22 protein-coding genes are annotated in these 25191 nt (G+C 42.2%); 6 read left to right on the forward strand and 16 right to left on the reverse strand.

Annotated features, from left to right (window positions below):
• Positions 1-5: 5 nt before the first annotated feature.
• Positions 6-536, reverse strand: coding sequence for a hypothetical protein (locus NYE25_RS12820; RefSeq protein WP_339266401.1), 531 nt, complete (start codon positions 534-536; stop codon positions 6-8).
• Positions 537-802: 266 nt separating this feature from the next.
• On the opposite strand from NYE25_RS12820, the gene NYE25_RS12825 reads away from it, so the two are divergent.
• Positions 803-1021: a hypothetical protein gene (locus tag NYE25_RS12825; protein WP_042190628.1), complete on the forward strand. Its 219-nt coding sequence runs from the start codon at positions 803-805 to the stop codon at positions 1019-1021.
• Between the two features lie 88 nt (positions 1022-1109).
• Here NYE25_RS12825 and NYE25_RS12830 read toward each other — a convergent pair whose 3' ends face one another.
• Positions 1110-2123, reverse strand: coding sequence for a Gfo/Idh/MocA family protein (locus NYE25_RS12830; RefSeq protein WP_341146046.1), 1014 nt, complete (start codon positions 2121-2123; stop codon positions 1110-1112).
• Between the two features lie 124 nt (positions 2124-2247).
• Positions 2248-3102 (reverse strand): sugar phosphate isomerase/epimerase family protein, encoded by an 855-nt coding sequence (locus NYE25_RS12835; RefSeq protein WP_042190633.1) that lies wholly within the window; start codon positions 3100-3102, stop codon positions 2248-2250.
• 173 nt (positions 3103-3275) lie between these two features.
• Between NYE25_RS12835 and NYE25_RS12840 the strand changes: the two genes are divergently transcribed.
• Positions 3276-4181, forward strand: coding sequence for an AraC family transcriptional regulator (locus tag NYE25_RS12840; RefSeq protein WP_341052485.1), 906 nt, complete (start codon positions 3276-3278; stop codon positions 4179-4181).
• A 212-nt stretch (positions 4182-4393) separates the two neighbouring features.
• On the opposite strand, the gene NYE25_RS12845 is transcribed toward NYE25_RS12840, so the two are convergent.
• Both NYE25_RS12845 and NYE25_RS12850 read right to left on the reverse strand, forming a co-directional pair.
• Positions 4394-4939: a DinB family protein gene (locus NYE25_RS12845; protein WP_445667130.1), complete on the reverse strand. Its 546-nt coding sequence runs from the start codon at positions 4937-4939 to the stop codon at positions 4394-4396.
• A 64-nt stretch (positions 4940-5003) separates the two neighbouring features.
• Entirely contained in the window at positions 5004-5951 is a 948-nt protein-coding gene (locus NYE25_RS12850; protein ID WP_341146047.1) for a helix-turn-helix transcriptional regulator, read from the reverse strand.
• A 205-nt stretch (positions 5952-6156) separates the two neighbouring features.
• Between NYE25_RS12850 and NYE25_RS12855 the strand changes: the two genes are divergently transcribed.
• Entirely contained in the window at positions 6157-7347 is a 1191-nt protein-coding gene (locus NYE25_RS12855) for a coenzyme F420-0:L-glutamate ligase (protein ID WP_341146048.1), read from the forward strand.
• Positions 7348-7756: 409 nt separating this feature from the next.
• Here NYE25_RS12855 and NYE25_RS12860 read toward each other — a convergent pair whose 3' ends face one another.
• The 6 genes from NYE25_RS12860 to NYE25_RS12885 form a co-directional block, all read right to left on the reverse strand.
• Positions 7757-8896: a 5-methyltetrahydropteroyltriglutamate--homocysteine S-methyltransferase gene (locus NYE25_RS12860; protein ID WP_341146049.1), complete on the reverse strand. Its 1140-nt coding sequence runs from the start codon at positions 8894-8896 to the stop codon at positions 7757-7759.
• A 128-nt stretch (positions 8897-9024) separates the two neighbouring features.
• Positions 9025-9798: an ABC transporter permease gene (locus NYE25_RS12865; protein WP_341052480.1), complete on the reverse strand. Its 774-nt coding sequence runs from the start codon at positions 9796-9798 to the stop codon at positions 9025-9027.
• The gene (locus tag NYE25_RS12870) at positions 9770-10759 is read right to left on the reverse strand and encodes an ABC transporter ATP-binding protein (protein WP_341052478.1); all 990 of its coding nucleotides are present in this window, start codon (positions 10757-10759) and stop codon (positions 9770-9772) included. The genes NYE25_RS12865 and NYE25_RS12870 overlap by 29 nt, the downstream gene beginning before the upstream one ends.
• A gap of 368 nt (positions 10760-11127) precedes the next feature.
• Positions 11128-12231: an alpha/beta hydrolase gene (locus tag NYE25_RS12875; protein WP_341146050.1), complete on the reverse strand. Its 1104-nt coding sequence runs from the start codon at positions 12229-12231 to the stop codon at positions 11128-11130.
• Positions 12232-12284: 53 nt separating this feature from the next.
• Entirely contained in the window at positions 12285-13637 is a 1353-nt protein-coding gene (locus NYE25_RS12880) for an MFS transporter (RefSeq protein ID WP_341146051.1), read from the reverse strand.
• Positions 13638-13880: 243 nt separating this feature from the next.
• On the reverse strand, positions 13881-16379 hold the full coding sequence (locus NYE25_RS12885; protein ID WP_341146052.1) for a GH39 family glycosyl hydrolase: 2499 nt from the start codon (positions 16377-16379) through the stop codon (positions 13881-13883).
• A gap of 208 nt (positions 16380-16587) precedes the next feature.
• On the opposite strand from NYE25_RS12885, the gene NYE25_RS12890 reads away from it, so the two are divergent.
• Together NYE25_RS12890 and NYE25_RS12895 are read left to right on the forward strand one after the other, a co-directional pair.
• Entirely contained in the window at positions 16588-17940 is a 1353-nt protein-coding gene (locus NYE25_RS12890) for a histidine phosphatase family protein (RefSeq protein WP_341146053.1), read from the forward strand.
• A gap of 320 nt (positions 17941-18260) precedes the next feature.
• The gene (locus NYE25_RS12895) at positions 18261-18995 is read left to right on the forward strand and encodes an SDR family NAD(P)-dependent oxidoreductase (protein WP_341146054.1); all 735 of its coding nucleotides are present in this window, start codon (positions 18261-18263) and stop codon (positions 18993-18995) included.
• 56 nt (positions 18996-19051) lie between these two features.
• Here NYE25_RS12895 and NYE25_RS12900 read toward each other — a convergent pair whose 3' ends face one another.
• The 3 genes from NYE25_RS12900 to NYE25_RS12910 all read right to left on the reverse strand — a co-directional run bounded on the left by NYE25_RS12900 (position 19052) and on the right by NYE25_RS12910 (position 21244).
• On the reverse strand, positions 19052-19240 hold the full coding sequence (locus NYE25_RS12900; RefSeq protein WP_042129995.1) for a hypothetical protein: 189 nt from the start codon (positions 19238-19240) through the stop codon (positions 19052-19054).
• Between the two features lie 74 nt (positions 19241-19314).
• Positions 19315-19938 (reverse strand): hypothetical protein, encoded by a 624-nt coding sequence (locus NYE25_RS12905; protein WP_341146055.1) that lies wholly within the window; start codon positions 19936-19938, stop codon positions 19315-19317.
• 421 nt (positions 19939-20359) lie between these two features.
• On the reverse strand, positions 20360-21244 hold the full coding sequence (locus NYE25_RS12910) for a LysR family transcriptional regulator (RefSeq protein WP_341146056.1): 885 nt from the start codon (positions 21242-21244) through the stop codon (positions 20360-20362).
• Positions 21245-21354: 110 nt separating this feature from the next.
• Between NYE25_RS12910 and NYE25_RS12915 the strand changes: the two genes are divergently transcribed.
• Positions 21355-22740, forward strand: coding sequence for an MFS transporter (locus NYE25_RS12915; RefSeq protein WP_341146057.1), 1386 nt, complete (start codon positions 21355-21357; stop codon positions 22738-22740).
• A 23-nt stretch (positions 22741-22763) separates the two neighbouring features.
• On the opposite strand, the gene NYE25_RS12920 is transcribed toward NYE25_RS12915, so the two are convergent.
• Entirely contained in the window at positions 22764-23975 is a 1212-nt protein-coding gene (locus NYE25_RS12920; RefSeq protein ID WP_076284695.1) for an MFS transporter, read from the reverse strand.
• Positions 23962-25146 carry an MGDG synthase family glycosyltransferase gene (locus tag NYE25_RS12925; RefSeq protein ID WP_341146058.1) on the reverse strand — a complete coding sequence of 395 codons (1185 nt, stop codon included), beginning with the start codon at positions 25144-25146 and terminating at the stop codon, positions 23962-23964. Before NYE25_RS12925 ends, NYE25_RS12920 begins: the two co-directional genes overlap by 14 nt.
• Positions 25147-25191: the final 45 nt, after the last annotated feature.

Below are 25191 nucleotides of genomic sequence, written 5' to 3' on the forward strand. Positions count from 1 at the left end.
AACGGTTAATTAATTAGCACCTTCACCTGTCCTAAGCTTTGCTCTGCACGACTGTTCAAAGCTCTCTTATCTTTAAGGCCAAGCTCCTTAAGCTCATGTCCAGGGTCAATGACCAGCGGCTGTGAGATTACATTTTCGAGAATTTGCACAGCAACTTTACAGGCCTCAAATAATAGTTCTTTTGGGATCACTTGTTTATGAGAGCCAATAATCCCTACCAGTTTCTCTGCGTAGATCAATCTAACCAGACTATCCGCACTCATCATATTCCGCGAGGCAAAAGAAGATACCTTCTCCACAATCCAGCTGTCTTGATAGTTTCTCGATAAAGCGTCTAGGGCAGTAATTGCATCCCAATCTCGGATCGACAACTGCTCGGCGTACGCCAAGGCCATTTCATTGAGCCATTCTATCTCTTGTTCTCTAGGAATTTCAAAACTCTTATACTCCTTAAGCAAACCTGCCTTATGCATATCTAAAAAATGACCCAGAAATCGTGTGTATAACTCCTTGGCTCTTTGTAGTTGTTCTGTCATTTGACGATCATCCTTTCACTACACAAATCATATCCGTCCGCAGGTTTCTTTTCAAACCAGAAAGTAAAAAAAAGACAGACAGCGAAACAACTTCGCTACCTGCCCTCGGATGATCTTCGGATTTTAATACAATTACAACCAAATTTCGCATATTTTTGACCGAAATCAAGTAATTCCTCCTCAAATTCATCCGCAAATCGTGGTAAAATAGTTCCTTAGGATTATTTATATTCATACATGTTGAAGATATCACCGGAGGGAATACCATGCCACATACACTTAATAAAAACATTGATTTTTTTATAGCCGCTTTATCCCAAACTTATATCACTGCCCTACAGCTTGACCCTGATGGAATGTATTCTGAGGTTGCCTCAGGAATCGTTGAAGAGTTCTCCGATGTACAGGTACGTCTTAGAAGATATGACGGCTCCGTATCACACTATGCTAGGGACAACACAAAATTCCAGCGCAATAAAGGTTAGCTGAGAATGCATGCCAAAAAGACGTGACTGGAGAAATCATCTGCAATGATCGTTCCTCCAGTCACGCCTATGCATCCTCTATATCCTGCTATTTAAGTACAATCCATTCCCCTTCGGCATTTGCTGACTGTACTTCCGCCTCTATGATTTCCAAAGAATCTGCTGCACTCTCAGGCGTACAAATGATAATAGGCTTATCTTGAATAATCGCATCCAAGAAATAGACCAGCTCTCTGTAGTAACCCGCATCCGGGGAAAGCTCTACCGTAAAGCCTGCTCCATCATTGGGATTCACCTTGACTCCACTACCATCAAATACAACATTTCCTCGCTCGAAGTTAACCCTGTACCCCATGTAGAATCCAAAGTCGCCCTCCAGCGTCCAGTCCACCTGAGCATTGATCACCTTTGCATCCTTATAAAAATAGTGTGTAGAAGCAATATCATACCCACTTCCCGGTAGAACATTCCGGCCCAAGGTCGATACTTTATCCGGTCTGCCGAACAGATAGTTAATCATATCCGTATCGTGAATATGCATATCCACAATGCATCCACCGCTTAGCTTCTCATCCAGAAACCAATCTTTAGGAGCCCCTGAACCACGGTAGAAATATCCTTCTGTCACTTTACCAAATTGCTCAGTTTCCACAACTTCTTTCAAATATTCATACCCTGGCCAAAAACGCAGGCACTGTCCGATCATCAATTTCTTTCCACTGTGCTCCGCTGCTTCTACCATTTTCTGTGCTTCTACTGAAGTTCTAGCCATCGGCTTCTCACAAAAGACATGATATCCTCGTTCCAGCAAAGAACAAGCCATTTCAGCATGCAGGTAAGTAGGAACTGCGATATCGATCATATCCAGTTCCTCATTCGCTATCATTTTCTCCAGATCATCATAGAGACTGTAAGCTGTTAAATCATACACTTCTCGAGCGGTACTCATATTGCCGTCCGCTTTACCGTCTTTCAATTCCTCAATTCGCAAGTCACAGATGGCTTTAAGGGCAATGGAATGCCCCTCTTCCGTTAAGCGAACATAATTATCAAAATGCATCCGGCCCATAAATCCAAAGCCAATCAAACCTATTTTCAACATAGTGAAGCCTCCCTAGCTAAATGATTAATAATTAAACAAGCTCTATCCAAGCACCTTCCAGCCCAGCGGATTGTATCTCAGCCTCAATGATTGCTATAGGCTGAGCATCGCCTTCCCCCATACTTTAAGCTTTGAAAGTGGTACGTCCGAGAATGGCATCCATAGCTGCAGAAGTATTAAAAATAATTTGCTCCGTATAATGTGTGTATGACGGTATCATTTCACCGGTAACATAATTGTTGTATCCAATGTCTTCAAGCGCTTTCATGACTGCTGGATAATCCACATCCCCAGCGAGTAGATCAACAAATCCGTGAAGCCCACCAGCCGTCCGACGGTAATCCTTGAAATGCACCTTTTTAATTCTATGGCCTAGAATCCGTATCCACTGCTCTGGATAACCGGAATGCACGATATTCCCAACATCAAGATAGGAACCTACATAACTGGAACCGACCGTATCAATAAAAGTACGTAATTCAAGCGGAGACAGCAAGAATTTATTCCACACATTTTCAAGACCAATAGAAACGCCTGCTTGCTCAGCATCCTTGGCTAAATGACTAATCGCTTCCAGCGCTCTATCATAAGCTTTTTCATAATCAACAACCTCACAGCCCTCGATGAAATCCACACCAACAGCGCCAGGGATGACAAGAATTGTATCTACACCTAGCGCAGCCGCCAGCTCCAGTTGCTTTTTGCATACATCGATTGCCTTGGTTCGATTCGCTTCAGATTCACTAGTCATCGCATAAGACCAATATAGACCTGTTGCCAAACCCGCGATCTCCAGACCCGTTTCATTAATAGAATCACGAAGGATACGCGCTTCTTTCTCAGTGGTTTGCAGGCCAAGTTCACCTGACTCATTTAATGACAGCTCGATCCCCTCAAATCCAGCCGCTTTGGCTAGACGTACGCATTCTTTAATTTCAGTTCCTTCGCGAAACGACCAGATGTTTATTCCCTTCTTCATTTGAATCCTCCTCCTATTTGTTCTTTTCCGTTTTTCACTTCCTAGGCTTAGATGCACTTTGTATCCTTTAATTATTTATATTATACTAGATTTAAAATTCGATTTATTTAGGCGAAGAAGAGACTTTTTGCATTATTCCGTTCTATTCTATTAATCATTCAGGAGGCAGTGACATGTCTGACAAAGATCCCTCTTACCCACTGAGAAAGCAGGTACCCTCTCGTGATTGGGCACCCGGAATTCACTATGCACAATTGCAGACACTTCCGCCTTGCACCTTCCAAAGAAGAAGGCTATATGACTTCGAGCTACTATATGTTCGCCAGGGCAAATTATTAACAAAGATGGATACGGAAGAATATATACTGAACGCTGGGCAGCTAATTTTCCTCTCATCTGGGGTATTTCATCAGAATGTTATCCTGTCAGATTCAGATACTAAGCTTATTGGAATCCATTTTGATTTCTTTGGGGAATCAATTATTACACATGATGAAGATATGGTAGTTAATGAGGATGAAGTCATACACGATAAATTCGCCTTTGAAGCCGTAACTGTCCCCTTCATGCCATTGTCACAAGAACCGATCTACTCCCCGCCACCCGAATGTGTTCATGCCATGGAACAGCTCGTTCATGAATTCACTATGCGGCCTGCCGGCTATGAGTGGGTCTGTCGAGGGCTACTACTTGGTATTCTGACTTCGCTGCTTCGAACGCAAAGCTCCCGAGATGCAGCTAAGTCTTCAGTTCACACCGAGCGGATCAGGGCATTAATAGACGAGATAGAAGAGCGGTTAGCAGAACGCTGGACCAATAAATCCATGGCCACATCCATGAATATGCATGAGGACCACTTTGCCAAGCTCTTTCGTGAGGTCGCAGGTATGCCCCCCGGAGAATACCTCCGCTCGATCCGGCATAGGGAAGCGCGTAAGCTGCTGCGAGAAACGGATTGGCCGATTGAACGGGTGGGCGATCAGGTCGGCTATCCCGATATCCATTATTTCAGCAGGGTGTTCACGGCGAATGAGGGGATTTCTCCGCGGGCGTATCGCAAGTTGTCCCGGATTCTCTAGATCATGCAAGATAGACTTATGTCAAAGAGATTTCTACGCAAATCGGTATACACGATCAATTTTTTTCACCAGACTTTTCAAGAAGCATTTTGGAGTTAATCCGAGTGAATATAAAGATTATGTTCAAGCGACGCTTGGCTCAGGAAATTAAGATCCTTTCTTTTATGACGAAAGGCCTTTGCTGTAGATCAGCAAAGGCCTCTTTTTTGGTATTACATCACTTTCCGAAACAATTCTTTGTTTAACCGCTCCAGCTGCAGAAGATGATGACGATAGTGCATCTCAATAAGCAGGAACCATTCCTCCGCGCATAGTCCACCGAATCGCGGGTGAGATACGGTATTTTGTTTAGACGCTTTTTCGAGGCGCGGTTCGATCTCTCTCATTCTTTGGATGACTGAATGTAACCCTTGAATTAATTGTTCCTTACTCTCCGGCTGCTCCGGCGTATATTGGGCGGAAGGCGGAACCTGAATACGAATGGATGGAAAGCTTCCTTGTGCAAATATAGCCGCACCATCCTCGGTTTTCCCCACATGGGATACCAAGGGATCTTGGCTTGGCACCAGACATTGATCAATATTACGAAGCTGCATATATAGTGCCGAGTTAATGAGATGTTGAACCATCTGTCCGATGGACCACTCGTTTTCACTTGGCTTTTGCTTCAGCTGCTCCAGATTGAATCGCTCTACTTCTTGAATATAGTATGTCGCAGTTTCTTCAAAACGTTGTAAGGCTTCTTTTGTTGTAATCATTATATATCAGCTCCTGTAGTCATTGATTACCCAAGTATACAAAAACGCTACTGACAGCGTTATGTCAGTAGCGTTTTAACATTATTTCTAGTTCGTTTCTAACTTGATGGCGAAAAGATTCCGGCTCTAGCACAACCATGCCGCCTCCCCAGCCCAGCACCCATTGCAGCAATTCCGCTGGCTCTCGAACCCGAAAAGTAACCCGTAAGCCTTCCGCATGATCCTCTATAGTTTCCATATAGAAATTGTTCGATTCCCTTACCTTATCAGCTATGTCAGAATGGACTAAGATAACCACATGAACGTTACGATCATCAGGAGGTTGGTATACCTCCAATTGAAAATCCGCTGGCCGTATAAATTTATCTTCCAGTTCAATAAGCTCCCTCATTCGGGATAACCGGAAATGACGGATGTCTTGACGCAATTCACACCAGGCGACGAGTACCCATGATCCTTGATGAAGCACAAGTCCGTAAGGAGCAACCGTACGAATACTTTGACGGTTCCCATCAGCTTCGGCGATTCTTTTGGAATAACGAAATCTTATTTTCCTTTCCTCCAATATCGCTCGACGAATGGCTTCCAGACATGCCTTTTCTTGTATTGGTGCTATATCTGCTGCGGATGCAAATAAACGAAAACTTTTGCGGATCTGTGATGCTTCACTGCGGATGGCTTCTGGCAGGATAGCTTCTATTTTTGCTTTAGAACTTCTAGCCTTATTGCCATAGTGGGCATCAAACCACTGCTCGATAAAGTTAGTCCCGATAAGCAATGTCACTGCTTCGTCCAGCGTGAAACTAACGGGTGGCAGGAAATAGCCCTCAATCAAGGAGTAGCCCTGCCCTGGCGCTCCTATTATGGATACGCCCGCTTCACTAAGTGCCTGAATATCCCGATAAATAGTTCTCACGCTCGTTTCAAACGTAGCCGCCAAATCCTCCGCTCGCAACACTTTATTACGCTGCAATTCAAGCACTATAGCTAACAAACGGTCCATTTTGTTCATACGACTCTCCCTCCCCGAGAAATTGTTTTTCTATCTCTAACGGCAATGTTAAAAATCTCTAAAAGCTTCTATATCTATAAATCATTTTTATATTAGATATTATAAACATTAATTTTACTTATATCGCTCTAAAAGGGTATAGTAATATAGGGTCTATAACCATTACTTATATATAGAGTATACCCTTATAAGAGGAGAGATCATATTGGAAAGAGTAGTTGGAACAGTGGTACGTGGACTCCGCGGGCCTATCATTAACAATGGGGATAACATTGAAGAAATCGTAGTGCAAACGGTATTGAATGCAGCAACAGTCGAAGGTTTCTCGATCGAGGATCGTGATATTGTAACCGTAACGGAATCCATTGTGGCTCGGGCACAAGGAAACTATGCGACAATTGATAATATTGCTGCTGATATAAAGGCAAAATTCGGTGAAGAAACTGTGGGTGTTATTTTCCCTATCCTTAGCCGTAACCGATTTGCTAACTGCTTGCGTGGAATTGCCAAAGGAGCAAAAAAAGTAGTCTTAATGCTAAGCTATCCATCTGATGAAGTGGGCAACCATCTTGTAGACATCGACGAATTAGATGCTAAGGGCGTTAATCCATGGACGGATGTGTTAACAGAGGCTCAATTCCGTGAGTTTTTCGGCTATATTAAGCACCCATTCACAGGTGTTGACTATATCGAATATTATAAAGGTTTGATTGAAGTTGAAGGTGTGGCTTGCGAAGTCATCTTCTCCAACAACCCAAAAACCATTTTAAACTATACAAAAAATGTATTAACTTGCGATATTCACACTCGCTTCAGAACCAAACGCATTCTCACAAACAACGGTGCTGAAAAAGTATTTGGCTTGGATGATATTCTTACACAATCCATTGATGGCAGTGGCTTTAACGAAGCTTATGGTCTGCTTGGATCCAATAAAGCAACAGAAGAAAGCGTAAAACTATTTCCAAACAACTGCCAACCTATCGTAGATGGTATCCAAGCAAAAATCAAAGAAATTACAGGTAAAACTGTAGAAGTTATGGTTTATGGCGATGGAGCATTCAAAGATCCAGTCGGTAAAATATGGGAACTGGCAGATCCAGTTGTATCCCCTGCTTACACTGCAGGACTTGATGGAACACCAAATGAAGTGAAATTGAAATATTTGGCCGATAACAACTTCTCTCATCTTCGTGGTGAAGAGCTGAAACAAGCCATTTCTAAATACATCCAGAATAAAAATGATGACCTGGTTGGTGCGATGGAAGCACAAGGGACTACTCCTCGTAGATTAACGGACCTAATTGGTTCATTATCTGATTTGACTTCTGGTAGTGGCGATAAAGGAACACCGATGATTTATATTCAAGGTTACTTCGATAACTATACAAAATAGGATGAATACAAACAGGGAGTCTCGTAAATGAGACTTCCCTTTTTTTTACTTTTCGGTGCCCCCTTTCATATCAAGGCATTGATAGATTAGGGAATTCCTCCCTAAAATTCAGTGAATTTTGATCATTAGGCCAACAATTAGGGAATTCCTCCCTGAAATTCGACTGATTTGATGGTAAAACTTGATTTCACTCTGTTTTTTAGGGAGGAATTCCCTGATTCCATTCATTTAAAGCAATTATCGGCTTTTATTAGGGAGCTTTTCCCTGATTACTCTCAATCCACTGGTATAGTGACAGCACGCCAAGTAAATCCATGTACACTCTTTAAATCAAAATACACCTTTAACCGTACGGATGAACATCCGAATGGTTAAAGGTGTATTGTCTCTGTCTACTTTTTAATTAGAGTTAATTCCAGATCTCTTCAGCAATCTCTTTAATATAAGCAAGCTTGCGCCATTGCTGCTCTTCTGTAAGGTGGTTACCTTCTTCCGTGGAAGCAAAGCCGCATTGCGGGCTCAGGCAAATCCGGTTTAGATCGACATATTGCTTCGCTTCCTCAATACGCTTTAGAATATCTTCCTTACTCTCCAGCTCACCAAATTTGGAAGAGAATAGGCCAAGCACGACCTGCTGATTGTCTTTTAGGAAGCGTAATGGTTTGAAGTCACCTGCACGTTCAGTATCAAACTCCAGATAGTAACCTGAGTAGTTATTGATGTTCAGAAGTGTTTGCGCGATAGGTTCATAACCTCCGCCTACTCCAGCATAAGTAGAAACATAATTGCCTCGGCATACATGTGTCGTTACAATGAGATCTTCCGGCAGTCCGGATACCACTTCTTCATTCAACTTCGCAAGCTCGTTCGCATATTCAGCTACATTCACACCAACCTGATTCATAAATGCTATAAACTGTTCATCGCACAGCGCTCCCCACGTGCAATCGTCGATTTGAATGCTGCGGCAGCCCGCTGCATAAAAGGCAAGAATTGACGCTTTGTATGCTTTGGCAATATCCGAAATTAGCTCTTCACGATTCGGGTATAATTCATTCGTGCTTTCCTTATTTTCTACCCGATCCAGCTCAAACAGGAATTGCGCTGCTGCAGGAATCGATTGACGCGCAACAACATCCTCACCAGCAGCACCTTTTAAGAATTCATAATGCGCTACAAAAGGGTGGCTGCTGTAGCTTATTTTTCCGGTCAGTCGTGCAGTTTCTGGTCTCGACTCCGCGCCATTAAATTGGTAGCCTTGATCAATAATGGTCCGCTCTACACCGTCAAAGCCCCAGAAGAAGTCGAGATGCCACCAAGAGCGGCGGAATTCGCCGTCGGTTACCGCTTGAAGACCTACCTCTTTTTGTTTTTGCACGAGCTTCACAATCTCGTCGTTCTCTACTTCCTTCAACTGCTCTGCTGTAATTTCGCTGTTCTTGAATTTTAATCTAGCCTCTTTCAACGCCTGAGGGCGCAGGAAGCTGCCAACAATATCATATCGAAATGGAGTAACGATTCGCTTTTTAGGTTCGGTTTGAGTGCTCATATATTAATCTCCTCGTGAACAAATTATTAAAATTAATATAGCATATCCGATTGCCTATACCGTTACACCAATGAGTTATGGCAGGTTATAAGTATTAGCTATACCTAATAAATAAACGATTGTGTGCGCTAGTATTGACCCAGAAGCCCCTTCTTCATGGCTATTTTCTCACAGCGATCAAACACAACGAGCCCTAGAATCAAATAAACCAGCGAATTTAATATTAATACGCCATAGTCAGATAAAGATAGATCCGTTAACGTTAGATTCTCCAGCATCACCGTTCTTACCATATTCACGCCTTTAACGAATGGGGCAAAAGCTAAAAACGGAGCTACAGTGATCGGAACAAATACAAGTCCCATCAAGACAAATTGGAAAATCTGTAGAAATGCTTGAATTTGTTTCACAATAATAGCCAAACCAGCAATCATAAAACTAACGCCTACCATGCTTATCATAGTAACTATAATGATTGGGATCGTTGTCATGGGATTAAGACTCAACCATTGTCCCGAGGTTAGCATCGCACCAAACAGCAAGAGAATCATAATGACGGACTGTAAGCCCAATTGACTGACGATCCGCGTGAGCATAATTTTCCACACACCCATGGGAGACATATATAACTGCTCTAACGTTCCACGCGTCGCTTCTGTGATTACCGAATAACCAATAAAGTTCATCGTCATCATCGTTAAGCTCCAAAAGACTACACTTACAATTGAATATTGGACATTCGTATCAAAGCTGGCTGGATCTCCTATGAACATAATTCCAAAAAATGCAGCCAGAAATATAATATAAAAAGTGACTACTAACGCGATTGTGTTCGGTAGATAACGTTTCATCTCAATATATTCCTTACGAAAATTAGCATTGAACAAATGGAGCCATTTCATGAGTCTTACCTCCCTTCACAATCTGAATAAACACTTGTTCAAAATCAATGGTTATTCGATCAATACTTTCCACCATCGTTCCTTCCTCTTTCAGAAGATCGAACAACTCGTAGATATCCTGACCATGCTCTAAATTCACTTCCACGATCGTTTCATGAGAGCTTGCTTTATAAGTACTTAAAGGGAATATACTCAACAGTTTATTCTCCTGTTCAGGGCTTAATTGCTCACCTAATTTAATGGAATATGCCCTTGTTTCAAATAACTTAAGTAAATTCTCCACCCTGTCGTCAATCACAACCTCACCTTTGTTAATGATAATGGCACGGTCACACAGCTCCTGAACGACAGGCATATCATGTGAGCTAATAATGATCGTACGTTTCTCTTCCCTCACTATCGTTTTTAGAATATTTCGTAATTCATAACTAACCTCAACATCCAAACCGAGCGTTGGCTCATCCAGCAAGATGACATCCGTATTAGCTAATAGCGCCACAGCGATTGCCAGCTTTTGTTGCATCCCCCGAGATAATCCATTAACCAGCTCATTCTCCTTTTCTTTAAGGTTGAATTGCTCTAATAATTTATCTGTCTGATCGGCAATTTGCTTCCGAGAGTACCCCCGGTTACCTGCAAAATATTCTAAATTTTCCCGAACCGTAAGACGCCAATATAAATTCCGGTTCCCTTCTAATACAGCACTGATATGCTCTAGCGCTTTGAGTCTCTTCTTACAAATATCTAAGCCATTAATGGATATAGAACCCCCATCCGATTCTAACAAACCACAGAGCATCTTTATTGTTGATGTTTTCCCAGCACCGTTGGGGCCTAGTAAACCGAGAACCTCTCCACGATTTACATGAAAAGAAACATCACGAACGGCATGTATTTTCTCTTTCGTCTTTCTTTTCTCGTAGACCTTGCTAATCCCCCGTACTTCTATAATTTTCTCCACCTTATAACCATCCTCTCCCGTACGATTTAAAAGAGTGATTCCATTGTTAAATTTATTTTATTTTAGTATCTAAATTTAGATAACTGGCTCCAGATGGATACTTTCTCCGTCTGAGGAATGAGATTTGGGATAGCGCGTATTTATACAAGTACGTCAAAGAGACACAGCTCTTGAGATGTGTCTGGAATCTTATTTTCTTCACGAAAAAAACTAATACTAAGGCTTGCTGAACATTCAAATTTCCCAGTACTAAAAAAGCTGTGTGTTAATAAAAAGGAAGTGGTGAGATTTTAATAAAAATCGCCCTCTTTCATCTTGCTGATTAGACAAGATAAGGAGAGCGATCTTTTATATTATTATGCACGTTATTATCCGAAAATGCGCTTAATTCCTCTAGCAATTTCGTTCATACAATCCTCTGCTTGTGGGTAAACGCCGATTTTATCCATGAACGCGTGGTCCATTCCATTATATCGGATATACTGTGTATTAACGCCTGCACGTTGTAGTTTTCTAGCGTAGGCTTCACACTCAAGTGTCAAATAATCATACTGTGCAGTAATAATTAACGTGTCAGGCATACCGCTTAAATCTTCTACTAATAAGGGAGAAGTATAGGCGCTTGTTGCGGGAATCTTACCTTGTAAATAAATATTGTCCAGCATAGCCGTCATATCACCCATACCCATTAATAGTCCCTTGATCAGCTCATGATGATTGTTAATCGTGTACTCTTCGATATTCCATTCGAAATCATCCGTTGCTGCCCCAGCCATGTTCACCGTCGGATAAAGCAAAGCCTGGAATTTAATCATACCTGTTCCTAGATCTCTATCCTTCATCGCGCATACTGTTGATAAGTTCCCACCTGCGCTATCGCCACATACTGCGATTTGATTCGGATTTACATTCAGTTCTGCCGCATGCTCATATACCCAGGTAACAGCATCAAAGCAATCGTTTAATCCTACAGGGAACGGATGCTCAGGTGCAAGACGGTAATCCACTGAAACAACAACTGCATTTGCTTTCTCAGCAATTGCTTTACAAGGATTCTCCACTACATCCAAAGTACCTCCCAGGAAACCACCACCGTGGAAGAAGACTACCGCCGGGACATTCGAGCTTTCAGCTGGAGAATAGATCCGAACTGGGATAGAGTCCTCTGAACCTTCTATATCTCTCGATTCTGTACGAATATCCGTTGTTGTTACATCTGTATTCGGCGAGCCCATCATTGCACGCATCCCCTGAACCATTGCCATTAAATCGAACTCTCCCTCAGGTGGCTTGCCCATCGCAGCCATCTTTTCAGCACTTTCGATTGTTGTCTGCAAAACACGAGCGTCCATTTCTCCCTCAGCATCTGAATCTGGAAGCTTTTTAATTATCATATCTAGACCTTTGACGTTCTTAACCTCTGTCCGTCTCTCTAGTTCCGCCAACAGATTTTCATATAGATATTTTTCCATGATGTCCTTCATCTCCCTAGTTAAATTCTTAGGTTTAATTAAATAATTCTTATTTAGGCTCCAATTCCCGTGTTTCCTCTACGAGCTGTCAAGTCACTAATCATTTGGGGCTCATCTTTATCTAGCTTATAGAACAGGAATAATAGAATAACAACGACATTCGCAATTAAGGGTAACCATACAAAATTGAATTCAATTGCTAGCAAAGCCGATGGCGCTTGCACTTGATTCGGTGCATATTTCCCTAAGGCTAGAACCCAAGCTGCAATCGCACCCCCGAGCCCCATTCCGAACTTAGCACCAAAACTGCTTGCGGCAGATAGTAAGCCTGGTGCCCTTACTCCTGATTTCCATTCTCCATAATCAATCGTGTCAGCAATCATCGCGAACAGTAGACCAAATGCAAATCCCCCACCAAAATTACTGATTATGACACCCGTTAATGCAACAGGAACAGACATCATCTGTGCACCTAGATAGATAATGACTTGCCCTACGATACCAATGCTCATACCTATAAAGACCGCATTACGTTTACCTAATTTCTTACTCAAGAAAGGAACTAGTACAATCGCAAGCAACATTAGAACGTTAAGGCCATTAACAAGCGGAATTAAGTCTTCTCTACCTAGGTTATATTTAAAGTAATAAATCGTAGCAGGACCCTTTGCTGTAACTCCGATAAATACGAACAGCCCAGTAGCCAAAAGGATCCACCAAGGTGTGTTCCCTTTAATTGCTTTTATTCCTTCTTTAAAAGGGACTGGACGATTGCCGTCAATTTGAACACGTTCCTTTACATTTTTAAATGTAATCAGGAAAAATACGACCGCTACACCAGCATAGATCATCATCGTTAACATAAAACCCTGTTTTTGATCGCCTTTTCCTAACGCATCAACAAGAGGCAGAGTCGCAATACTGACAAATATAGCTCCTACTTGCGCCAGAATCATACGAACCGATGACACTACCGTTCTTTCCTGTGAATCACTTGACATGCTTGGCAAAATCGAGGTGAGTGGCAAGTTAATACCTGCGTATAAAACATTCAGTAGAATATAGGTAATATACGCGTAAGCCAATTTTCCTGTATCCCCGAAATCCGGCGACAGGAACGCAAGAATTGCAATTGCCGCGAACGGAATCGATAACCAAAGAAACCAGGGTCTGGATTTCCCATATTTCGAAGTCGTGCGGTCAATTAAGACTCCAAATATCGGTCCGTCGAACGCATCAATAATTCTCGCTAAAAGGAATAAGGTTCCTACAGCTGCGACATTCAACCCATATACATCCGTGTAGTAAAACATTAAATATAAGGTAACCGTCTGGAAAATAAGATTAGAAGCCGTATCTCCTAGACCATAACTAATTCTTTCTTTCCATGAAACTTGTTTATTCATACATGTACCCCCTGTAAATATCATGGTAAGGAAGCTTCGACTAACCGTATTGTAACCCCTTACATTTGTGATTATAGACAATTTTCATCCATTCAACTTTCCGTTTCTTAATCAAAAATAGACCAAATTTCATGATTTTTATAACTAGTAAATTAAGCGTTTTCAATAAAATCATAAAAAAAGGCTGACCCAAATCCATGAAATGGATGCTAGGGTCAGCCTATTAGATTTCATTTAAAAGCACTATGCATCATACACAGGCCATAGTTCATATAATCGAACTTCATGAGGGTTTAATTTACATTTAATATCGAGCGAACTTTGGATATCAATCGTCTTCCTCACTTGATTGGGTACAGCCTTACGATTCAAATAGGCCACTTCATCTGCATCAAGTGAACTTGGAGCACCCATCTCAAGCCATGTATCATAGGCGCTGCCGTGATCCCGATTTATCGTAGTTTGACGAAGCTTGTATACACCACTTGGTATTCCTTGGATCACAAAACTCATCTCTAAATTATTCGTGTCTTTGAAGACGTGATATCGATTCAAAGCGTCAATTCCTAGTGAATCAGACGTCCCATACAATCGATCAAAATGACAATAATGGTACACCATCAATTGATAGCCTTGCGACGATTTTGTGAGACAATATCCAGCGCCAAGCTCCATTAGGCGATCACCAAGCTTGCCTAACAACTCATAAGCATAATAACCTGGCTTTAGAATTCCATTGCTCGTAACTAAGCCCAATCCACCATGAAAGGGTTCCTCTGCTGGTGGCAGCTCCTCCAGTAAGTCCGTCAAGGACCAGTAAGCTAAGCTCTGCAGTTCATCTAGATTCTCTAGTACATTCTTCACAATATAGGCTGCTTTATAACAGGTATCGTTCGTCAAATCGCGGTGAAATGGTGTTGAATTCCATTCCGTTACTTGAACATCAGGCACTTGCGAGAGCTTTGCTTTCAGTTTATCTTTTAACAAATGAATCGTTTCATTCAAATAATTATCGTTACTTAAATGTATCCAAGATATTGGTTTATCTACTACTCGCTGCTCTCGTACTGGATAACTGTGGAACGAAATAACATCGGGAATACAATGATTTGTGATACAGAAATCTAAATAATGATCTAACCAAGACTCTTGATATACCGTTTCTGAAAAAAGATCTGGGCCCCCCATTTGGAATTTAGGACAGCTAGCTTTAACCGCTTGATAAGTCTGAATATACATTTCGCCATAATCTTCGAACGCATCTGGCCAAAAAACTTGCAAATCAGGTTCATTCCAGCAAGCAAAATACCAATGCTTCATCTCTTCTTCTCCATAACGGTTTTTGCAGAACAAAAGTAATTGCTCCACGAGCTTTCTCCACTTCCCTATGTCCTTGGGTTTACTCAGATTACTCTTCTTATAGAAGAAAGAAGACTCACTACTCGCTAAATCTTTAGGCATGAAGCCAAACTCAATGTAAGGGCGAAGTCCAATGCTTCGTATGAAATCTATTAATTGTCCGACATAGAAGAAATTAAAAATCGGATTGCCTTGTGCATCCTCGCGATAAACCATCATCTCATCATCAAATATCCCATGAAACCTAATATGACTAAACTGGACCTTTTCCTGAATCAACTTTAAATGCGATTGCACTTCACTCATTAAAATTTCCTTCGCCTTGCTTATCGTACATATTTTTCGCCAATAAGGTTTAATCAACGTACTCTTACCGGAGAGATGCACCTTAATTTCTTTTGTGACTACACCTTTATCAAGCGTCTTATCGGCTGTTTGCTGATCAGGTGAAGGCAAATACTTGAACAAAGCCTCATACGCATTCTCACGATCAAAATCCAAGTAAGTTGCATAATCATTTGAAGGCAGGTTCTCAAGCTCCTCATACCTTTGCAAATCCTTACGGTATTGAATCGGTGTTATTTTATAAACTTCCTTAAACACCTTGTGAAATGATTTTAAACTCGGAAATCCATGGTCCATAGCAATTTGAGTAATGGAATGATCCGTGTATGTGATATCTCTGACAGCATGTTTCAATCGAAGCTGATTGACATACTGACTAAAGGACTTCCCCATACTTTTCTGAAAAAAACTAGACAAATATGGAACCGATAAGTGTTCCTGCTCTGCAATATCGAACAAGCTAAGTGATTTCATATAGTTGCCTTGGATGTAGTTCACGATACTTAACATACGCTCTGTGTACTTCGAACCAATTCGACTACTATTATCTTCGCGACTCTCTCTGAATTTCCAAAGCAGTACGTAAATTAGCTGGAATAGTAACGACTTTATTTTGAGCTCATAGCTATAATTTTCTTTGTTATATACCCACATCATTTCGGCTAATAAAGAGCGAATTTCATTAAATTTTTCTTGCTCTTCCTCTCCATATAGAAAGGATTTGCATAGGAACCTAACTTGATCGATATCTGCAAATTCAGTTTTAATGAATGAAATGGGAATCTGCAAGGCAAGCACCAAATTATTCTCATGGGATTGAATGGAATGAATTTCATTGCTGTTGATGATCAAGACATCCTCTTCTTGTAGGGTAAATCTTTTCTTTTCAATATAGACATCGACTTTCCCTTTGAGAACGAACAGTAACTCAATGCTGTCATGCCAGTGGTCCTCCACAAATTGTGCATTATGAAGAAATATATTAATTGGCAAATCATTGTTCATTTGAATGCTTTCATAAATGTAATCCAAAGCCACCGTTCACCTCTCTTCATCCTAGCATTATACTCCGCAAATAAATTTTTATATAATAGCTTTTTTTAATTTGGATATATAAGTACATCTCCCATTCAAACGAAACACGAAAAAATAAGCCTTAATTTTGCTTAAAAAATGGATATTTTGAATTTAAGACCCTCGATATAATTACAATGTTAACGCTTTCAAAATAGATAGTAAAGGGGATATGTATATGAACAAGAGTTTATCTAAGTTATTTACTGTCATGATGGCTTTCTTTGTTTTAAGTTCATTTAGTGTAGGCAATGTTGGTGCAAATGCAGATAATACCGCTAAAAAGGAAGATCAAGATCAAGGGATTACTTTCTATCTGGTACGGCATGGAGAAACGATATTTAATGTACAAGAACGTATGCAAGGGTTCTCCGACTCTCCTCTAACAGAGAAAGGAATTGAAGTAGCCGAGAATCTAGGCAGAGGCTTGAAGAACATTCCGTTCGTAGCCGCGTACAGCAGTACGAGCGAACGGGCAAGCGACACGGCCGATATCGTTCTTGAAGGCCGCAATCTCAAGCTGATCAAAGACAAGCGGTTGAGAGAAATCAATTTCGGTGACTTGGAAGGCGCTTATCAAGCAGATGTTATGAAGCATACAAATGTTGCTTCGTTCCAGAAACTCGATTACAACTCGGTGAACGGCGAGAATATGCAAGGCGTGTTCGAGCGGGCTAAAGCATCGCTGGATCAAATTGTTGAAGCAAACAAAACAAAAGGCGGGAATGTGCTTGTCGTTTCGCATGGCATCACCATTCTCGATTTGGTCATGGGTCTCGACCCGAAAGCCTGGGATATGAGCAAGGGCGGCTTGCCGAATTCGAGCGTAACGAAGATTCAGTGGAAAGACGGTAAATACACGGTGCAAAAAGTCGGCGATCAGAGCTATGCGGAAAATGGCCAAAACAAGCTCACATTCTACTTCGTTCGTCACGGCGAAACGCTGTTTAACGTGCAAAAACGGATGCAAGGCTTCTCGGATGCTCCGCTCACGGAAGAAGGCATCAAGGTAGCCGAGGATCTGGCACGAGGCTTGCATGACATTTCATTCAGCGCAGCATACAGCAGCTCGAGCGGACGTGCGGTAGATACGGCCGATACCATTTTGGAAGGCCGAAACATGATTCTGAAAACGGATAAGCGGTTGAGAGAAATGAACTTCGGTGACTTGGAAGGCGCTTATCAAGCAGATATTATGAAGAATTCAAACGTTGCTTCATTCCAGAAACTCGATTACATCTCAGTGAACGGAGAAAACATGGCTCAGGTTTTTGCCCGGACGAAAGCGGCAGTAGACCAGATCATTGCCGATAACCAAGGGTCGAAAAAGAATATCATAGTCGTTTCCCACGGCATCACCATTTTGGATTTGGTCATGGGGCTTGACCCTAAAGCCTGGGATATGAGCAAAGGCGGTTTGCCGAATTCCAGCGTAACGATCGTGGAATGGGAGAACGGCAAGTTTACGGTAGGAAAAGTCGGCGACACCAGCTATTTGGAAAAGGGCAAGGCACTTTCACATTAAGAAGTAGAACTGGTGCACACCTGTCTGCATAAGACAGGTGTGCACCAAATTAAAGGGAGGGGGCAGCAAGACTGCCCCCTCCCTTTACCTTCCCACTAAATTGATTTCCTGTTCATTTGAATAAAGATCTCAAGGAAATGAATTGGGGAACGTGTGAATTACGGTAGCTTCAGGTGTTATATTCGGAGCTATCCTTCAACCTATGGCAGGCAACTTAATCGCTAGCAAAGGCTGGAGATATACCCACATCTTTTTGGGCATAGTAGTAATGGCAGTTGTTATTCCAACAGTTATCTTTTAATTCGTTAGGAGAATATAAAATGAAAAGATTAGATAATAAAGTGGCTATTATTACAGGTGGGGCTTCCGGTATTGGTGAAAGCATGGCAGATCTGTTTGCTCAAGAAGGCGCTATCGTTATTGCCGCAGATATCAATGAGGCAGCGCTAGAGAAAGTAAACCAGAAACAGAATGTTTATGGAATGAAATTGAATGTTGCCTCAGATGAGGATTGGAAAGTGCTGGCAAAGGAAGTACATGATCGTTTTGGTAAGATTGATATTCTTGTCAATAACGCAGGCATCTCTACTGAAAAGCCATTTGATCAAATCGATATTGAGGATTGGCAGAAAATCAATTCCATCAATGGTTATGGCCCGTTCGCTGGGATTAAACATGTCACGCCTTATATGGCAGCTCAAAAGAAAGGTTCGATCATCAATATTTCTTCTTATACAGCTCTGATCGGTCAAGGCTTTAATCACTACTCGGCATCCAAAGGTGCAGTTCGTGCATTATCTAAAGCGGCTGCTACAACCTTCGGCCGTCAAGGCGTACGGGTAAACACTCTATTCCCTGGAATTATTGAAACGCCAATGACTCAAGCTTTAAGTACTTCAAAGGATTTGCTAGACCAATTGATTCAGGCAACACCTTTGCAGCGTTTGGGTCAAGCCATCGATATTGCCCAAGCGGCGTTATTTCTGGCAACAGATGAATCTTCATACATTACAGGTTCGGAAATAGTCATCGATGGAGGATACTCAGCTCAATAACGATAATGACAGCCCTCGAGTTAAATGAGGGCTGTCATTTTTTCATTACAAGACCATTAGAAGATCCATATGAGTAAGAAAATAACTGCAATTATTGCCACCACGATGAACAGATTGATTACCTCGCTCCAAAATCCGGGAACACCTTGTGTATGATATTTTTGCGCATTGACATCATGGTTTGCTTTATGACCGCCAGGGTCCGTCACATTCGGATTAGGTCCTGGATCAAAAAAGTCAGACATAGAAATCAACACCTTTCTCGATTATAAACCATATTATACCAGTTAATTCCCTTTTTAAAAATAATCTCCTTTGCTCAATTCATTTGGGAATAAAAATATGGTAGGTGTTTCTTTGATAGAGCTTTTTCCATTAGTTCTTGATCGTATCCATACTTTTGCAATGCAGTAATAATCGCTTGTGTCCTGTCTGATCGTTGTCTTCTTAAATTTGATTCTAGCTGTATTTCTAGAGGAACCGTAGGAATAGTGTACCGTCCGATTGTCACATTCCTAAAATGATTCCAAATGAATTGTCCACCTTCCCATATCCCATCGCCATCCATAGAATCAGGAATTCCCGCTGAATTGGAGATATGAACGACTTCCACTTTAAACCCATCGATGATCCAACTCCCCTTTGTCCATGAGAAGCCCGAAGAAAAGGTCTGAGTGTATGCAGGTTCTTCTAAAGAGGATAACCAGTTCTCCCCATGAGGGCATTCACATTTATCCAGCAAGGAATATTTCTTCAGAAGTTCTGCAAATTGTGCAATCCCTTCTTTATTTTTTGTATAAATATCAACGTCTCCCGGAGTCATTTCACAGCCCTGTAAAACCGAACCCACCGAGCCCACCAAGATCCATTCTAATTTCGAATTCACTTCCGATGAAAAATAAAGCTCACATACTTTTGATAAAGCTGTTTCCCAGCTATTCATAATTCCACCCCAAATTGACTAGTAAGTTCGAGTATATGAAACCTTAATAACCTCAGGTGCGTTAAAGAACTATACAAATTCACAGGAGGTTTTTAAAATGAGATACAGTGCTGCAGGCGCGCGAATAACCTGTCCTTGTTGTCAAAACGATACCTTTCATCTGGATTATAAACTGCTTAACACAAGCGGAGCATCCTTTCTAGGATTTGACTGGGCGAATAAAAACGCTGCTATACTTATTTGTAAGAGATGCACCCATATCTCATGGTTTATGGAAGAACCAACATCAGATAACTAAACACTACCTGATTTTTCTACATCTTCATTATAAAATATTTCTATAGACTATGCGTCCTTGAGTTGGATGCAATTGTTCTTTTGCATCCAGTTAAATACCTCTAGATAACCATCCCCAATTGTCTTAAACCTCTTTGGATAACGATCCGAAATATTCTACAACTACCTCACGAAATTCCAAAGCAGCCCGAGAAATGTACCGACTCTTGTGCCATATTAGAGCAATTTCCCGTACCAATTCGTGATTCTCTATTTGGAGATATTTGATGTCTTCCCGTGAATTTCTTGCTGTACTTGGTATGAAGGCAAGTCCAATCTCAGCTTCCACAAGAGTGATCAACCTTGCAGGTTCATCCCCCTCATATACATATTTAGGCGTAAATCCAACCGATTGGCACACAGAGTCTATTAAATCCCGAGTTCCATAACCACTCTTAACCCCGACGAACCATTCATCTCTCAGCTCTATCAAAGATACGCTGCTTCGATCTGCCAACCGATGCCCCTTAGGAACCGCTACAAGGATTGGGTCGATAAATACGACTTGGCATTCGATGTCGTCCCCTTCTAAAGGGGGTGAGGACAAGCAGAAATCCACCTCTCCTCTATCCAAAAGTGTAACCATTTCCTTCGTAGTCAGCATCTGCACATGAAATTGAATATCAGGTCGCTTTTTTCGAAACTCGCGAAGGATATTGGGTAATGTACTGGCGGTGGTCACTGCTAATTCAAGCGTGTTATGTTCCGGGTGAGATAAATCGCTAAGCTCCTGCTTCCCCTGCTCCAATTCAAACAAAGCTCTTTCTGCACGGCGAAGAAATCTGCTTCCGAACTCATTCAGACGCAGGTTCCTTCCTACTCGATCGAATAAAGGGACTCCTAGATCCTCCTCCAAGCGCTGTATTGTTTTGCTAAGTGATGATTGAGTAACGTGCAGATTTCGCGCAGCTTCAGTCACATGTTCCAACCGAGCTACCGCGAGAAAATATTGCAGCTGTAGAAGTTCCATTTCGCACCCCATTCATTCCTTTAAGTCAATGAGAATATAACATAAAATGCGTTGGAATGAATAATTAAAATCAAGTAGGATGACATTAATACGCTTTAGGGGGACACAAAATGAGTGCTCGGAATTGGTGGTTAATGATTTCAGTGGGTCTAGGGATACTATTGAACCCATTAAACTCTTCAATGGTTTCTGTTGCTATTCCAAGATTGCAAAATGTATTCCAACTTGACTATACAGGTGTTTCCTGGATTATTTTTTCTTTCTACATTGCTAGTAGCATCGCTCAACCCGTCATGGGAAAGGCCAGCGATTTATTTGGTAGGAGGAAAATATTTCTTACCGGGCTTGTAGTAGCCTTCATTGCCTCATTATTAGCTCCATTCGCACCAAGCTTCGCGTGGCTCCTCGTGTTCCGCATTGTGCAAGCCATTGGAACAAGCATGATGGTTGCCGTTGGGATGGCTATAGTGCGAATTCATGTAACGGAAAAACAAGCGACAGCGCTGTCTGTTTTGTCCATCTTCCTATCTGGTGCGGCAGCCATTGGACCCTTTATTGGCGGGGTTATCATACACTGGTGGGGCTGGCCCGCTATCTTTTTCGTCAATATTCCATTTGTGGTAGTGAGCTTTCTATTATCTTGGAGAAATATCCCTAAGGAAAACTCGTCATTAACCGTTGCACCGGGCATGTCTCTTCGCAAATGGTTCGATTGGATAGATGGATCAGGGATTCTGCTCTTCACAATGGGTCTGGTTGCCCTGCTCATTGGATTGCTCTCAGCAAAATCATCCGGGCACATTGCTTTAGGAAATGTCATTGTTTCACTGATAGGACTCGCTCTGCTAGGGGTGTTCGTACGACATGAGTTAAAAGCGACTTCGCCTTTTATCCCTTTACGCACATTTGCTAAATATCCTGCAATGACATGGGTTAATGTGGAATTCATGCTCGTTAATGTACTCTTTTACTCACTCTTTTTCGGAGTTCCGTCCTACTTGCAAATGGTTCGCCATGTCAGCGAGTATCAAACAGGGATACTTATGCTAACCTTAGGCCTATGCTCTCTAGTTACTTCTCCAATAGCAGGACGATGGATCGATAAATCCGGACCAGGACCGGCACTACTAGTGTCTGCTGTATTGATGACTGCGGGATCGGTATGGCTCGTGACATTGAATCAATCTTCACCGGTTATTAGCGTGTGCCTGGCACTGGCTGCATTCGGGATTAGCAATGGGTTGAATAATATAGGTATGCAAGCAGTTTTGTTCCAAAGTTCACCCAAGGAAATGATCGGCGTAGCATCCGGTTTATTTAATACTTCAAGATATTTGGGAACCATTCTCTCTTCCTTGTTGATAGGCATCGTAATGAGAGGCAAGTTCAGCTTTGAGGGATTTCAAGTACTTGGGATTATTCTCACGATCATTGCATTGTCTTTGGTATTCATGAGTCGGCGGCGCCGGAAGTCAGGGGAGTTGCAGGAATTGTGAAGAGTCTATTAAATCAATCTTAACTACGATACATTTGGAAGCTTCTCCATCCCTCTGTTTCTATGAATAAATAACCGGGCGGGGGATAGCAAGTAGACAACACTAATCAATCCAAACAAACAGGCACTGACTTGAAAAGGCAGCAATTGATTTCCTGAGCTTCCCAGCCAGCCTCCAATTAGCGGACCAATAACCACCCCTAAACCCTCTATGGAAAACAATAGTCCCCAGCTGATCCCTACAGAATCTTCGGGAATGTAACTGGCCATTAAAGCATTCCAAGAGGGAAGTAAAGCAGCATAAGCACACCCTAGCAGAAGCGAGAGCCCAATGGCGGCGGAGAAGGAATTAATAGAAGTTAAGCCGAACAAGGCAACCGCAAATACGCCGAACCCAATGACAAGGAACCACTTCCCTCCGACTTGATCAAACCATTTTCCCATGGGCACAAGAAATAGAACTACGCCTGCTCCTCCCATAAATAACACGATAGACAGCTGAGAATGGGAAAGACCCAGATGCGAAATAGCAAAGCTTGTTAGAAAAGGGACTAGTATCCCGCCCGCTGTAGTCTGCAGCAGCATGCCAGGGACCAGAAATCCTCCCTTTTTTACTTTGTTCCATAGAGATACAAACTGCTCACCTACGGATATATTCACACTCTGCACCGAGACCTTGTTCATCTTTACAAGACCTACCATGATCCAGCCCGCTACAAAAAATAATCCAATGACAGCAAGGGACAGTGACAGCCCACCACCAATTAACAAATTCATCATTACGGGACCCAGACCTAGACCAGCCATCCAGTATACGTACAAGGTTCCCATCTGTTGTGCTCGTTTTTCCTCTGATACCTGGCTCATACATAGGATCCAGATCGGTGAGAATCCAGCACCCAAGCAAGCAGAGGCTACAATAAGCATCCACGGACTATGCGTTGTCACCATCAATAACAGTCCAACGAACCCAAGAAAGAACCCTCCATGAAGCACGGTACGCCCAGGATATCTATCCAAGAGATAGCCGATGAAGCTTTTGATCAAGCTGTCCGTTAAATAGTGTACGGAGACCGCAATGCCAACTACTGACGTTGTAAGCCCCCAGCTCGTCAATATATAAGTGGGTAAGAACGTGATTAGGACAGCCCCTCTTATCCACTCTATAAAAAAGAGAATCATTGCGAGGCGGGTAAACGTCTGCTGTTGTCTTTCTTTCTTCCTAATAATATCCATGAATCGTCTTCGCCTGCCCTTCAACAAGCATGGATTTTGCTGCGGGAACAGAGGGCTGACGCAATTTAATAGCCTCTAAAGCTTCGGTAACGATAGCATCCGAGGCTGATTTCCGCGAAAAGACCTTCATATGCTGTTCCCTTTCATCTCTGTACGCCATATGCTCCAATCGCTGGAGCTGCTCTACTAACTGCTCCTCATTTCGTGCAATCTCTATCAAATGCTGCCCAGATAACCATTCTGCATTGCCTGCCTCCTGACCGGGGAGAGGTCGATAGACGATAACTGGAAGTGTTTGAGCCATCGCCTCAGTCAAGGTAATCCCGCCAGCTTTGGTCAATAGACAGGAAGCTATGCACATCAGCTCCTGCATTTCTTCGGTATATCCCAAAATGTGAACTCGAGGGTTCTCTTGAAAAAGCTCCCCCGTAGCTTCTCGAAGCTTATGATTATTCCCGCACAATACGATGACATCGAAGCTTGATTGAAGCAGTACTCGTTTTATTAAACCGCCAATGTCACTTAATACGCCGTAAGCTCCTGCCGCTAGTAATAGATATTGACGATTTCCTTTTAACCCATGTTTGCGCAAAAGCGCTTCACGATCCTGAGACTGTTCAAAAGCCTCGCGAATGGGAATCCCACTGACCACAAGCTTCTCTTCAGCGATCCCTGCTGACATCAGAGTCGCCTTCATGCTTTCTGAAGCGATAAAATATTTCGTCGTTCGTGGGTGAAGCCACCTGCCATGAACTACATAATCCGTCATAACCGTGAACAGAGGTGTTCGACTTCCTGTTGTTGAAGCTAGTTCAGCAGCAGCCAAATAAGGAAAGGTATGAATAATAATATCCGGCTGTATCTCGTCGATGATCCTTTGTACTTTTCGTTTGCCCATAGAATGGATGAGTCTACCCATGAACTGCTCTGGCCTCATCTTGCTCGTCATTGTGTACAAGAATCCATAAAATTCTTGCGTATACCCCGTGTTGTTTAAATAGAACCTTCGGGATAGCTCATTCAAGGTAGGGTGGACTGCAGCGAATAGATCCAGAGTTGTAATCCGATTAATCCCCCGACGTCTAAATGAATGTTCGATGGCCTCAGCCACTTTCATATGCCCGTCCCCAAATGCCGACGTAACAATAAGTACTTTAGGATCTGTGTTCATGAAAAAGCTCCTTTTTCTCATGGCCTCCTTTAACTCTAACTCTGA

The sequence above is a fragment of the Paenibacillus sp. FSL E2-8871 genome (assembly GCF_038000345.1).
In the GTDB taxonomy this organism is placed as follows: Bacteria; Bacillota; Bacilli; order Paenibacillales; family Paenibacillaceae; genus Paenibacillus_AQ.